General features: G+C 63.4%; 15 protein-coding genes. 12 read left to right on the top strand and 3 right to left on the bottom strand.

The genetic code is table 11. The features are described 5' to 3' along the window. Position 1 precedes the first annotated feature (1 nt). The 3 genes from PSV38_RS15520 to flgA form a co-directional block, all read right to left on the bottom strand. Positions 2-379: a hypothetical protein gene (locus PSV38_RS15520; RefSeq protein ID WP_300548945.1), complete on the bottom strand. Its 378-nt coding sequence runs from the start codon at positions 377-379 to the stop codon at positions 2-4. A 16-nt stretch (positions 380-395) separates the two neighbouring features. Next, positions 396-698: a flagellar biosynthesis anti-sigma factor FlgM gene (flgM, locus tag PSV38_RS15515; protein ID WP_300548944.1), complete on the bottom strand. Its 303-nt coding sequence runs from the start codon at positions 696-698 to the stop codon at positions 396-398. Between the two features lie 130 nt (positions 699-828). Then, positions 829-1662, bottom strand: coding sequence for a flagellar basal body P-ring formation chaperone FlgA (gene flgA / locus PSV38_RS15510; RefSeq protein WP_300548942.1), 834 nt, complete (start codon positions 1660-1662; stop codon positions 829-831). A gap of 163 nt (positions 1663-1825) precedes the next feature. Between flgA and flgB the strand changes: the two genes are divergently transcribed. The 12 genes from flgB to PSV38_RS15450 are packed head-to-tail and all read left to right on the top strand — an operon-like array spanning position 1826 to position 13617. Next, on the top strand, positions 1826-2263 hold the full coding sequence (gene flgB / locus PSV38_RS15505; RefSeq protein WP_300548940.1) for a flagellar basal body rod protein FlgB: 438 nt from the start codon (positions 1826-1828) through the stop codon (positions 2261-2263). 15 nt (positions 2264-2278) lie between these two features. Next, positions 2279-2689 carry a flagellar basal body rod protein FlgC gene (gene flgC, locus PSV38_RS15500; protein WP_300548938.1) on the top strand — a complete coding sequence of 137 codons (411 nt, stop codon included), beginning with the start codon at positions 2279-2281 and terminating at the stop codon, positions 2687-2689. Positions 2690-2707: 18 nt separating this feature from the next. Next, positions 2708-3388 carry a flagellar hook capping FlgD N-terminal domain-containing protein gene (locus tag PSV38_RS15495; RefSeq protein ID WP_300548937.1) on the top strand — a complete coding sequence of 227 codons (681 nt, stop codon included), beginning with the start codon at positions 2708-2710 and terminating at the stop codon, positions 3386-3388. A 32-nt stretch (positions 3389-3420) separates the two neighbouring features. Then, complete coding sequence (flgE, locus tag PSV38_RS15490; RefSeq protein WP_300548935.1) at positions 3421-4779, top strand: flagellar hook protein FlgE; 1359 nt, start codon at positions 3421-3423, stop codon at positions 4777-4779. A gap of 34 nt (positions 4780-4813) precedes the next feature. Continuing rightward, a complete protein-coding gene (gene flgF, locus PSV38_RS15485; RefSeq protein ID WP_300548933.1) occupies positions 4814-5545 on the top strand; it encodes a flagellar basal-body rod protein FlgF in 732 nt (243 codons plus the stop codon). Between the two features lie 36 nt (positions 5546-5581). Beyond that, entirely contained in the window at positions 5582-6364 is a 783-nt protein-coding gene (gene flgG, locus PSV38_RS15480; protein ID WP_300548931.1) for a flagellar basal-body rod protein FlgG, read from the top strand. Beyond that, positions 6364-7059 carry a flagellar basal body L-ring protein FlgH gene (locus tag PSV38_RS15475; protein ID WP_300548929.1) on the top strand — a complete coding sequence of 232 codons (696 nt, stop codon included), beginning with the start codon at positions 6364-6366 and terminating at the stop codon, positions 7057-7059. Before flgG ends, PSV38_RS15475 begins: the two co-directional genes overlap by 1 nt. Positions 7060-7101: 42 nt before the next feature. Continuing rightward, entirely contained in the window at positions 7102-8232 is a 1131-nt protein-coding gene (locus PSV38_RS15470; RefSeq protein WP_300548927.1) for a flagellar basal body P-ring protein FlgI, read from the top strand. Then, positions 8232-9179 carry a flagellar assembly peptidoglycan hydrolase FlgJ gene (gene flgJ / locus PSV38_RS15465; protein WP_300548925.1) on the top strand — a complete coding sequence of 316 codons (948 nt, stop codon included), beginning with the start codon at positions 8232-8234 and terminating at the stop codon, positions 9177-9179. Before PSV38_RS15470 ends, flgJ begins: the two co-directional genes overlap by 1 nt. Positions 9180-9202: 23 nt before the next feature. Continuing rightward, positions 9203-11152 (top strand): flagellar hook-associated protein FlgK, encoded by a 1950-nt coding sequence (flgK, locus tag PSV38_RS15460; RefSeq protein ID WP_300548923.1) that lies wholly within the window; start codon positions 9203-9205, stop codon positions 11150-11152. 11 nt (positions 11153-11163) lie between these two features. Beyond that, a complete protein-coding gene (flgL, locus tag PSV38_RS15455; protein ID WP_300548921.1) occupies positions 11164-12387 on the top strand; it encodes a flagellar hook-associated protein FlgL in 1224 nt (407 codons plus the stop codon). 21 nt (positions 12388-12408) lie between these two features. After that, a complete protein-coding gene (locus PSV38_RS15450; RefSeq protein WP_300548920.1) occupies positions 12409-13617 on the top strand; it encodes an HDOD domain-containing protein in 1209 nt (402 codons plus the stop codon). The last annotated feature ends 6 nt before the right edge of the window (positions 13618-13623 follow it).

The following is a 13623-nucleotide window of genomic DNA, read 5'->3' as shown; positions in this document are numbered from 1 at the left end:
ATCAGGCGCGGTAGGCGTTCACGGCCATCTGGCCGGATTTGGGCGCCAGCGCCGAATAGGTTGCCGAGGCCTCTTGAGGCAACAGCATGTTCAAGGTGCGCTCAATGGAATGAGCCGCCCGCCTGACGGTCGATTGCTGCCCCATGACGCGTGCTTGCGCCAGGAGCAGTTGTTGACGCAGTGTCGGCGTCAGTGAATCAGGCCCCGCATGGCGAAAAGCCGCCATGGCGTCAGCCAGTGAACGGTGCAGGCCTTGGCTGCAAGACTCGATCGCCTGGGTATCTTGCGACACCAAAGCCTCGTCCAGCACCCCCAATTGCGCCTCAATGGCGGCAATGTGGGGTGTCAGATCCAGCACAGGCGGATGAACGGCGGCCATGATCGATGAGCCTCGATCACTGCTGGCGTTCGAGCACTTCGCGCGAGTTCGCGATCAACTTGTCCGCGATCGCCTCAGGGTTCACTTTGTAGGACCCGTTGTCGATCGATTGCTTCACTTGCGAAACTTTGTTGGCATCGAAAGTGGGATCCGCCCCCGATAAGAGGTTGGATGCCGTGTTGGACAGGGTTACCTTGGCGCTCTCGCTCACGCCGCCATCCAGGCTGGCCGTTTTACCGGTCGTCTTGGTGCCAGCGGTGGCTTCTGTCTTGGCGCTGGCGCCGCTGACAGCTTTGTCTGAAGGGTTGCCGATTTTCATGATGTACTCCTTGCTCTCGGTGTGAACCGAGTGGTCACATCCGGGATATCGACCCGGCCGCCACCGACTTTAACGCCAAAGGCCAAAACCCCCGCAATCCAGGGGGGTGAGGCTGCAAATTGCCCGAATTTCACAACAAGATCTCCACCTGCCGGGCCCCCACGGGCTCCCCGCAGACCACGCGGCCCCCATCAAGCCGGATCTTGGCGCATTGCCCTTCGTCACCCGCCGTCAGCGCGGTGCCTTCGGATCCGACCGAAAATCCACTGCCCTTGACCGTCAAACGCACCGGATCACCAGCGGCGAACCAGCGGCGGGCCTTGATGTCTTCCTGACGCAGGCTTTGTCCGGCTGAAAGCTGGCGCACCGCGGTGCGGCCCACGACATCTTCAGCGCGCAGCACGGCAGGCGAAGCATGCGAGGCCAGATCGACTTCCGCCATGCGCAAATCTTCCACCGTCAAAGAAGCCCCGGGGCGCACGGTGCCCACGGCCACCAAAGCCTGCCCCCACACCTTCACGGACACAGGCCAGTACACATTCCAGCGCACCGCACCCTGCTCGCAGCGCAAGCCGACGCGGGTGTTGCCCCACAGGCGCATGCCGGCAGGCACATAGGCCTTGACCTTGTCGCAAGGCGCCAGCTTGAGGCGCGGATCCAACTGGCCCAAAACGACTTCAACGCGCCAGGGCGCGCTTTTCTTGGAACTGTCGGCTTGAGGCAAGGCCTGGTCGTGCAACAAGGTCTGCACGTACGCCTGCAGCACACCCGACTCACCCACCGGCGACGCCTGCGCGTGGGCCGAGGGCGACAGCAGCACCGCACCACCACACAACAGCAACCACACCAGGGCGCTCAACAAGGCGGCCCAAATTTGAAACGGCTCGAAACCCAGGTCATGCAGCAAGCCTGGCACAGGGGCCGACGGGCTGGTCGATGAGGGATGGGAAGGGTTCGTGTCCATGCCTGTCACTGTACGAAGCCCCAACCCTCGAAGAAGCCTGAAATGAGGCCCGAAAGGCCGCCTATTCCGGCTCATGTTTCAGCGCCACAAGTTCACCATCCCCTACAAGCTGCGCCAAATCCCGTTGTTCTTGGCGAAGCACTCACAGGCCGGAGGGCTTGCCATGCTGAACAGATTGACCGACACCCTTAACTTCCAGGCTGATGCCCTGTCGCTGCGATCAGAGCGCCAGCGCCTGATCGCCAGCAACATCGCGAATGCCGACACCCCGAACTACCAGGCGCGGGATTTCGACTTCGCCAGTGCGCTGCGCAATGCCACCGGGCAGGCCTCACAGGGTCAGTCCTCACTGGCGCCGGGCAAGCTTCAACTGGCCACCGGCAGCGCCGGACACCTGGGCCGGGGCGGTGTGCCCGCTGGCAGCAAACAGCAGGCCGACATGAACTACGCCACGCCCGCACAAACCAACCTGGACAGCAACACCGTCGACATGGACCGCGAGCGCGCCAGCTTTGCCGACAACACGGTTCGCTATGAAGCCACCCTGCGCTTCATCAACGGTCAGGTCAAAACGCTCAACACGGCCATCACTGGCCAGTGACCGGAGTAAACCGCCATGTCCATGTTCAGCATCTTCAACGTCTCCGGCAGCGCGGTCAGCGCGCAGTCGCAGCGCCTCAACGTCGTGGCCTCCAACCTGGCCAACGCCGACACGGTGGCTGGCCCTGACCGCGCGCCCTACAAGGCCCGCCAGGTCGTGTTCACCACCACGCCAATGGGCGAGGTGGGTACCGCCGGCGTCACGGTCAGCAACATCACCGAAGACAACACCCCGGGCCGCCGCGTGCTCGATCCCAAACACCCGCAGGCCGACGCCGAGGGCTACGTGACCTACAGCAACGTGAACGCGGTGGAAGAGATGGTCAACATGATCTCGGCCTCGCGCTCGTACCAAAACAACATCGAAGTGATGAACACCGCCAAAAGCCTGCTGCTGAAAACGCTGCAACTCGGTCAAGGCACCTGATTTACCTGAGGACATGACATGAGCACAGTATCGTCAACCGGCAACTCCGTTCTCGACAAGATCAATGGCGCCAAGGCCGCCGCCAGCGACAAGACCACGGAAGCCTCGGATCGCTTCCTGAAGTTGCTGGTCACCCAGATGCAGAACCAGGACCCGCTCAACCCGATGGACAACGCGCAGGTCACCAGCCAGATGGCGCAGATCAGCACGGTGACAGGCATTGAAAAACTCAACACCACCATGGGTGGCGTGAACGACGGCTTCAACCAGATGCAGTTGCTGCAAGGCGCCAGCCTGGTGGGGCACCAGGTGCTCGTCGAAGGCAACCAACTCGTCGCGGGCACGGTCAAGGCCGACGATGGCACCAGCAGCACCGTCGCCGCGGGCGCTTTCGACCTGAGCGGCAGTGCCGCCAACGTGAACGTCGAGGTGATCAACGCCGCAGGCCAGGTGGTCGACACCATCAGCAAGGGCTCACAGACTGCCGGTCTGCACAGCTTCCAGTGGACCGTGCCCAGCACCATGTCCAGCGAAGGCCTGACCTTCAAGGTGGCAGCCAAGAACGGCAGCACTGATGTCAGCCACACCAGCCTCATGAACGACCAGGTCGATGCCATCAGCAACAGCAACGGCACCTTGAACCTGGAGCTGCGCAACAGCGGCAGCACGGCCTACAGCAAGATCAAAGTCGTCGTTTAATTTTTCAAGCAGTACCCTGAAAGGACAACACCATGGGCTTCCAACAAGGTCTCTCCGGTCTGAATGTATCGGCGCGCAATCTGGAGGTGATTGGCAACAACGTGGCCAACACCAGCACCTACGGTGCCAAGGCTTCGCGAGCCGAGTTCTCTGACATGTACGCCGCAGCATTGAACGGCTCAGGCACCAGCGCAGTGGGCATTGGCGCCACCGTGGCCGCCGTGGCGCAGCAATTCACGCAGGGCAACATCAGCACCACCGACAACCCCATGGACCTGGCCATCAATGGCAATGGTTTCTTCCAGGTGCAAGACGGTCGCAACCAGACCTTCTTCACCCGCAACGGGCAGTTCAAGATCGACCGCGATGGCTTCATCGTCAACAACGCCAGCCACAAGCTGCTGGGCTACCAGGCCGACCTGACGGGCAACATCACCAACACCAGTGACTTGGTGCCCATCCAGTTGACCACCGGCGGCATTGCCCCCAAGCAGACCGACAAGACCAACATCGAGATGAACTTCAAGTCGACCGACTCGATCAAGAGTGTGCCGATCAGTTTCGCCGACAACACCACCTACAACTTCACCACGTCGCAGACCATGTTCGACGTGAAGGGCCAGTCGGTGGGCATGGCCTACTACTTCCAGAAGGTGGGCGACAACAGCTGGGACATGTACGTCACGGCCAACGGCACCTCCGTTCAGACCGATGGTTCAGGGGCGCCCGCCAAGGCCGCCACGCTGACTTTCCCGACCTCGGGCGGCACACCGACCGACCTGGCCAACAGCAATCCGGTCGCAGGCGACCCGGGCACGATCACCACCTACGACGCCAGCGGCAACCCGGTGGCCACTTCATCGACGGGCAGCTTCACCCTGCCCGACATCCCGAAGGTCAACGTGACCAATGCCAGCGCTGTGCCCCCCATCGCACAGACCGAGATCATCAGCGGTGTCACCATGGACCTGGCCAAGGCCACGGAATACGGCGGCAACTTCGCCGTGACCAACCTGTCGCAGACCGGCTATGCGCCCGGCGACTTGTCCAGCATCACGGTAGACAGCACAGGGGTGATCCTGGCGCGCTATTCGAATGGCCAGTCCAAACCGGCCGGTCAACTGGTGACCGCCAGCTTCCGAAATCCACAAGGCCTGCAACCGCAAGGGAGCAACGAATGGTCCGCCACCTACGCCTCCAACGCGCCCGTCACGGGCGCACCGGGCACGGGCAATCTGGGCTTGCTGCAATCGGGCGCGCTGGAGGAATCCAACGTGGACCTGACCGGCGAGCTGGTCAACATGATGGTGGCGCAGCGCATGTACCAGGCCAACGCGCAGACCATCAAGACTGAAGACCAGGTCCTGCAGACGCTGGTGAACCTGCGTTGATGCACCGCCCCGCCAGCAGTAACCGGAGCACACCATGGATCGGATGATTTATGTCGGCATGGCCGGCGCCAAGATGGACATGCAGCGCCAGGATGTGCTGGCCAACAACCTGGCCAACATCAGCACCACCGGCTTTCGGGCCGAGCTGCAAGCCATCCGCGCCGTGCCGGTGCGCGGCGATGGCGCCACCACGCGCGTTTATTCGTTGGAGACCACGGTGGGCTACGACGACTCGCAAGGCCCCATCACGACCACGGGGCGTCCGCTGGACGTGGCCCTGCAAGGCAAATCCATGCTGGCCGTGAGCGCGCTGGATGGCACCGAGGCCTACACGCGCTTCGGTTCGCTGACGGTGAACAACGAAGGCGTTCTGATGACCCAGAGCGGCCTGCCCGTGCTGGGCGACGGCGGCCCGATCACCATCCCGCAGAACGCCCAGGCCAGCATCGCGCCCGATGGCACGGTCAGCGCCAAGGAAGCCAGCGGCAAGATCACCGGCATCGGCAAGCTCAAACTGGTCACCCCGGAAATCAAATTGACACGGGGCGAGGATGGCCTGTTCCGCGACGCGGACGGGGCCGAACTGCCAGTCGATGCCAATGCCCGCGTGCAAGACGGGGCCCTGGAGGGCTCGAACGTCAACCCCATCGAGACCATGATCAGCATGATCGCGGCCGCCCGCCAGTTCGAAGCTCAGATGAAGTTGATCCAGACCTCCGAAAGCAACGAAAAAGCGGCATCCCAATTGTTGTCGGGCAACGCCTGATCTGTTTACCTGGCTTGACGCCTGAGGAGTAGCACCATGATGCGATCACTGTGGATCTCGAAATCGGGGATGGAAGCCCAGCAAACCCAGCTGGACCACATCTCTCACAACCTGGCCAACAGCGGCACCAATGGCTACAAGCGTTCGCACGCGGTGTTTGAAGACCTGATGTACCAGAACCTGCGCCAAAGCGGGGCCAACAGCTCGGAGCAGACGCAATTGCCCACCGGCCTGCAAGTGGGCCTGGGCGTGCGCCCGGTGGCCACCTCGCGCCAGTTCTCGCAAGGCAGCCTGCAACAAACCACCAATTACCTGGACGTGGCCATCAAAGGCAACGGCTTCTTCCCCGTGAGCATGCCGGACGGCACCACGGGCTACACCCGCGATGGCTCCTTCCAGTTGGACAACCAGGGGCAACTGGTCACCAACAACGGCTACCAGATCCAGCCGGGCATCACAGTACCGGCTAATGCCACCGCCGTGACCATCGGGGCCGATGGCACGGTCACCGCCGCCATCTCCGGGCAGAACACCGTGCAGAACCTGGGCCAGATCCAGCTCACCAACTTCATCAACCCGGCCGGCCTGGAGCCGCGTGGCGAGAACCTCTACACCGAGACGCCCGCCTCCGGCACGCCGCAGACCGCCAACCCAGGCACCGACAGCACCGGCCTGCTGGCCCAGGGTTTCGTGGAAACCTCCAACGTCAACGTGGTTGAAGAACTCGTCACGATGATCCAGACCCAACGCGCCTACGAACTCAATTCCAAGGCCATTCAGACTTCGGACCAGATGCTGCAACGTCTGGCGCAACTGTGATGAACGCCATTCGCCGCCGCGCCAGCCTGGCGCTCATCGCCGCCGCGTGCAGCCTGCTGGGCGCCTGTTCGGTCCTGCCCACCACGGCCAAGGTCGATGTGCTGGAGCCGACCCAGGCGCGCCCCGCCGTCCCGGTGGTGCCCGTGATTGCCAATGGCTCGCTGTTCCAGAGCGCCGGCTACCGGCCCTTGTTCGAAACCCACCGCGCGCGCCTGATCGGCGACATCGTGAACGTCACGATCGTCGAGAAGATCTCTGCCAAGCAGGAATCGACCAGCAGCATCGAGAAAACGGGCGACACATCGGCCTCCGTGTCGGCCGTGCCTCTGCTGAGGGCGGAACAGCTGGCCAAGCTGCGCTTGAGCGCCAGTGGCACTTCGTCAAACACCTTTGATGGCAAGGGCACCACCGAGAGTTCCCACAACTTCGTGGGCACCATCACGGCCACGGTGATCGAGGTGCTGCCCAACGGCCACCTGATCATCTCGGGCGAGAAGCAGATCGGCGTGAACAAAAACGTGGAATTGTTGCGTTTTTCAGGCCAGGTTGACCCCACGACCATCCAGCCTGGCAACACGGTCGCCTCCACCCAGGTGGCCAACGTTCGCATCGAGCAACGAGGCCGTGGCGCCCAGGCCGACGCGCAGGGAATAGGCTGGCTTGCACACTTCTTTTTGAGCATTCTGCCGATCTAAAGAACTCCAAAATGAGGCCGAACCTTCCGGGAATCTGGCCTCATGAATACTTCAGAACGACTCCTCAAACTGCTGATTGGCCTGGCCTTCCTGGCCGCCTCCGCAGCCGTGTGGTGGCCCGTTGAGGCCCAAGCGGCCCGGCTGAAGGAAATCGCCAGCGTCCAGGGCGTGCGCGCCAACCAGTTGATGGGCTACGGCCTGGTGGTGGGCCTGGACGGCACCGGCGACCAGACCACCCAGACCCCCTTCACGGCCCAAAGCCTGAACTCCATGCTGCAGCAGATGGGCATCACCGTGCCCGCTGGCGTGGCCATGCAGGTCAAGAACGTGGCCGCCGTGCTGGTCACCGCCACCCTGCCCCCCTTTGCCCAACCCGGCCAGGCCATTGACGTCAATGTGTCTTCGCTGGGCAATGCCAAATCGTTGCGCGGCGGCACCCTGGTCACCACGCCTTTGAAGGGCGCCGACGGCCAAATCTACGGCCTGGCCCAGGGCAACCTCATCATCGCCGGGGCCGGTGCCTCGCAAGGCGGCGCCAAGGTCCAGGTCAACCACCTGAGCGCCGGCCGCATCCCCAACGGTGCCACGGTTGAGCGCAGTGTGCCCACGCCCTGGTTACAAAGCAGCGTCGTCCAGCTGGACGTGCAGGCCGACGACTTCAACACCGCCCGCGACATCGCTGGCGCCATCAACAAGGCCAAGGGTGCCGGCACCGCCGAGGCCATCAATGGCCGCACCGTCAGCGTGAAGCTGCCCGCCCAATCCGGCGAGCGCGTGGCCTTCATGGCCGACATCGAGAACTTGTCCATCGACCGCGCCACGCCTTCGGCCCGCATCGTCATCAACGCCCGCACCGGCTCGGTGGTCGTGAACCAGGCCGTCACCATCGGCCCCTGCGCCATCGCCCACGGCAACCTGTCGGTCACCATCAGTTCCACCCCGGTCATCAGCCAGCCCAATGCACTGTCGCAGGGCCAGACGGTGGTCACCGAAAAGGCCGACATTAAGATCAACCAAGAACCTGGCGCGCTGATCCAGCTGCCAGCCGGAACCAAATTGACCGATGTGGTCAAGGCGCTCAACACCTTGGGCGCCAACCCGCAGGACCTGCTGGCCATCCTGCAAGCCATGAAGGCGGCCGGCGCGCTCCAAGCAGAGCTGGAGGTCATCTGATGAGCCTGACACCATTCCCCTCGTCCTCCGGCAACAGCCTGAGCCTGGACACGCGCTCGCTCGACAAGCTGAAATACGCTTCGGGCACGGACCAGAAAAGCGCGATCAAGGACACCGCCAAGCAGCTGGAAAGCCTGTTCATGCAGGAGCTCATGAAAAGCATGCGCTCCACCACCATGAACAGCGGCATGCTGGAGAACTCCGGCACCGAGATGGGCACCAACATGCTCGACAGCCAGCGGGCCCAGCAGATGAGCGGCCTGCCCGGCGGCCTGAGCGACATGATCATCAAGCAGTTGCAACGCCAACTGGGGGGCGCCGAGGCCTCGGCCGACACCCCCATCAGCCCCTTCAAGGGCCTGGGCGACCTGAGCATCGGCAAGCTCTCGCTGCCGACCAACAGCAGCGCCACTGCCGCCATCGCACCCGCCTCGGCCGCTGGCAGTGCCTCGGCCGCCAGCACCCGCAAGCTGAGCAACTCCGAGCAGTTTGTGCGCCAGCACCAGGCAGACGCCAAGGCCGCAGAAGCCGCCACCGGCATCCCCGCCAACCACATCCTGGGCCAAGCCGCGCTGGAATCCGGCTGGGGCAAGCACCAACCCAAGATGGCCGACGGTAGCTCCAGCCACAACTTGTTCGGCATCAAGGCCAATTCGAGCTGGACCGGCAAGGTGGCCGAGGTCACCACCACCGAATACATCGGCGGCGTGGCCCGCAAAGTCACGGCCAAATTCCGTGCTTATGACTCTTATGAAGACGCCTTCAAGGACCACGCCAAACTGCTGAGCAAGAGCCCCCGCTACAGTCAGACCGTGGCCCAGGCCGACACCGCGCAAGGCTTCGCACGCGGACTGCAGAAAGCCGGCTACGCCACGGACCCCGCTTATGCCGACAAGCTCACCAAGGTCATCAACACCACGCTGCGCCTGCAACGTTCGGTGACCTGACCCGCTGACGGAGAAGTAGCACCATGGGTTCAGGACTGCTCACCCTCGGCACCCGCGCCATGTTCGCCAACCAGGCGAAGCTGGACACGATTGCCCACAACATCAGCAACGCCAGCACCGAAGGCTACTCGCGCCAGGAAGTGCAGCTGTCCACCGAAGGCGGTCGCTACACGGGTGCAGGCTTCTATGGGCGCGGCGTCAAGATCGACACGGTCACCCGCGCCTCCGACTCTCTGCTGGCGCGTGACTACAACAACAACCTGTCCATCGCCTCAGCCGACCAAATGCGGCTGGACAAGCTCACCCAGTTGGAGAAGGCCCTGGCCACCGGCGCGTCGGGCATTGGCTACGCCGCCGGTCAGATGCTGAACTCCTTCGTCGATGTGGCCAACCAGCCGCAAGACCTGTCGGCGCGCCAGGTGGTCTTGTCCAAGGCCGCCGAGTTGGCCAGCCGCATGAGCACCGCTGGCACCCAGTTGAACGACCTGCAAGGCGGCACGCTGTCCGACATGAAGGCAACCGTGGCCGAGATCAACTCGCTGGCCGCGCGCATCGCCGACATGAACCAGAAGATCGCCTCGGTCACGGGCGTGGGCCACGAGCCCAATGACCTGATCGACCAGCGCGACTTGCTGGTCAAGAACCTGTCCGAGAAGATCCAGGTCTCCACGGTGCCCGCCGACGATGGTTCCATCAGCGTCTTCATCGGCGGCGGCCAGCAACTGGTGCTCAGCAATCAGGCCTCCACCCTGGGCGTGCAAGCCGACCAGTACGACGCCACCCAAGGCCGCATCACCATCGGCACGGGCAACAACCAACGCACGCTGGACGAAAGCCTGCTCACCGGCGGCAGCCTCGCCGGCCTGCTGAAAGTGCAGAACGAAGACATCCCTGCCGCGCGGAACCTGCTGGGGCAGATGGCCTCGGCCTTGAGCTGGCGCGTCAACCAGCAGCAATCGTTTGGTCTGGACCTGGGCACGCCGGCCTCAGCCGGCGCGGCCATCTTCAGCGTGGGCACGCCACAAGTGCTGCCCTCCAACAAAAACACGTCATCCACCGCCTTCCCGCCGGTCACCATGACGGTGATCGATGCCCGGGAGCTGCAGGCCAGCGACTACAGCTTGGTTGAAGACCCCGCCACCCCGGGCAGCTACAGACTGACCCGCCTCAGCGACAACACTTTCACCTCGGTGGCCGATGGCGACGTGGTCGATGGTTTCAGAATCAACATCGACGCGGCCACCATCGCCAGCGGCGACAAGTTCATGCTGCGCCCCGTGGGCAATGCCGCCCTCAGCATGAAGCGGGTGTTGGACAAACCCACTGGCATCGCCGCCGCCTCACCCGTGAATGGCACCCTGGGCACCGCCAACACGGGCACCGCCACGGTGGCTTCGCTCAGCATCGTGGCCACCCCGTCCACCCCCTACGACGCGGTCACCGTGGCCTTCACCGGGGCCTCGGGCACAGGTCAGGACTATGAAATCCGCGACTCCGGCGGCGGGGTGCTGGTGTCTGGCACCTGGCAACCCGGCTCGCCCATTGAGTACAACGGCTTTGAGCTGAACCTCAATGGCGTGCCCAAGGATGGCGACACCATCACCGTCGCGCCAACCCTGTACCCATCCTCCAACAACGGCAATGCACTGTCCCTGCTGGCCTTGCGCGATGAAGACATCGTGGGCCGCATCAACCAGGGTGCTGGCGGCACTGCGCCTGGAGCCACCATCACCAACGCGTACTCACAGGTCATCGGCAGCATTGGGGTCCGCGTGCAAGATGCCATGACATCGGCCACCATTTCGGCCACACTGGCAGCCAACTCGCAAGAGTTGTTGACCAACAAGACAGGCGTCAACCTCGACGAGGAAGCCGCCCGACTCATCCAGTTCCAGCAGGGCTACCAGGCCGCGGCCAAGATCCTGCAAGTGGCGCAGTCGGTATTCGACACGCTGCTCAGCATCAGCCGATAAGGAGTCTCGTCATGCGCATCAGCACTGCCTACAGCTTTGATTCGTCGATCGACAACCTGCAAAAGCGCCAAAGCGAAATGTCGCAATCGCAGATGCAGCTCACGTCGGGCAAAAAGGTCAACTTCGCCAGCGACGACCCCATCGCCGCAGCCCGCGCAGAGCGTGCCCTGGCCAGCATCGCGCGCGAAGACGCCAACCAGCGTTCGCTGGATGCCAGCCGCAACGTCATGCAACTGAGTGAGTCAGCCATTGGCGACGCCGTCAGCCTTTTGCAAACCGCGCGCGAATCCATGGTGGCGGCCGGCAATGGCAGCTACACCGACAAGGAGCGTGAGGCCCTTGCCCTCAAGCTCAAGGACATCCGCGCCCAGATGCTCACCATCGCCAACCGCTCCGACGGCAGCGGTGGCTTCGTGTTTGGCGGCCAAGGCTCGGCGACGCCCCCTTTTCTGGACACCACCAGTGGCGTGCAATTCGTCGGCCAAGGCGGCCAGGTGCAGGCTGCCGCTGGCGAAACGCTCAACCTCACGGTGGATGGCGACCAGACCTGGCTGAAAGCCAAGTCGGGCAATGGCGTCTACGAAACCAACCCCGCCAGCACCAACACCGGCGCAGGGTGGATCACCGCCGGTTCGGTGACCTCGCCCAGCGCCCTGCCCTACCCGGCCGCGCCTGGCGGCACGCCTCCCCAATACGCCGTCACCTTCACTGTCAACGCGAGCGTGACCACCTACAGCGTCACCAAGGACGGGGGCGGCACCACCTTGACCGATGTGCCCTACGCCAGCGGCAAGGCCATCGTGATCGACGGCATGTCCTTCGCCGTCAACGGCCAGCCCGCCAACGCCGACAACTTCACCATCGACCAGTCCACCAACGACCTGAGCGTTTTTGATGCCCTTGATTCGGCCATCAACTCGCTCACCACCAGCAACCAGGGCAGCGGCCGGATCATGCAAGCTGTGAACCGGGGTTTAAGCAACCTGGACAGCGTCCTGGGCAACGTCAGCGCCGCGCGCTCGGCCGTTGGTGAAAGCCTGAACCGCATGGACAGCATCGAGGGGCGCATCAGCGCCTCCAAGTTGGCCGCTGAAACCGAACGCTCCAACGCCGAAGACCTGGACATGGTCTCAGCCATCTCCAAGTTCCAGAACCAGCAAACGGGTTACGACGCCGCCCTGAAAAGTTATGCGATGGTGCAAAAATTGTCGCTGTTCCAGTACATCAATGGCTGACCCACAAGGGACTCACTGCCCATGACAGACCACCCTATCCTCGGCCAGATCGCCCTGGCCTACTGCCCGGTCATCGACCGCAACCGCAGCGTCACCGCCACGCGTTTGACCGTGTTCCCCGTCAACCAGGGCGGCGAACTCGACTCGGCGTCCCTGCTGGCCGCGGTCGGTGAAGCCTGGCCTGTCGGCGGCCCACAGATCTGGCTGAACGTGCTCAGCGAAAGCCTGCTGCACGACCTCATCGCTGCACAACCGGCCACGCACATCCTGGTGGAGATCCCCTCCTTCATGGCCTGCGAGGCCGACAACGTGGGCCCCATCTGCACCTTGCACGCCAACGGCAACTTGTTGCTGCTCAAGGGCCGCCCCTTGCGTGAGTTACCACGCGAAGTGCTGCCCTGCTTCAAGTACTCCATCATCGACTACGACGACGACCGCCGCGTCGATCCGCACACCGGCATCAGCAACGCCAGCCCCGAAGGCGTGATCCGCACCATCGGGCATGTGCAATCGGGCATCCGCACCGTCGAGGCCATGGAAAACGCCTTCCGCCGTGGCGCCACCGCCGTGCTGGGCTGGCCCATCGACGACGCCATCGAGGTCTCCACCCGCCCCACCGACCAACCCGCCCTGCAGGTCATCGTGCTGCTCATCGACCAGGTCCACAAACAGGCCGACATCGAAGACCTGGAAAGAACCCTCAAGCGCGACCCGCCCCTGGCCTACAAGCTGATGCGCTTCATCAACTCGCCCGCCTTTGGCTTGTCGGTCGAGATCAGCTCCTTCCGCCACGCCATCATGATCCTGGGCTACCAGCGCCTCAAACGCTGGCTGGCCTTGCTGCTGGCCACCGCCAGCAAAGACCCCAACATGCGGCCGGTGATGTTCGCCGCCGTGCGCCGTGGCCTGCTGATGGAAGAACTGTCACGCGGCCATGGCGACGACGAACTTCGCAACGAGTTGTTCATCTGCGGCGTTTTCTCTCTGTTGGACCGCATGTTCCGCCAGCCTTTCAGTGAACTGCTCAAGACCATCCCGGTGCCTGAGCGCGTGTACCAAGTGCTGGTTGATGGCACGGGCCCCTACGCGCCCTACGTCAACCTGGTCAAGGCCATGGAAGGCCAGACCCTGGGCGAGATCCGCGAAGGCGCCGACGCCCTGATGATGAGCTTTAGCGACATCAACAGCGCCATGCTGCGCGCCATGAGCGCAGGCTCACAGCTCGACTGATTCTGA

The sequence above is a fragment of the Aquabacterium sp. genome, assembly GCF_029946005.1.
Taxonomy (GTDB): Bacteria; Pseudomonadota; Gammaproteobacteria; order Burkholderiales; family Burkholderiaceae_C; genus Aquabacterium.
This window is presented reverse-complemented; position numbering and strand designations above follow the sequence as displayed.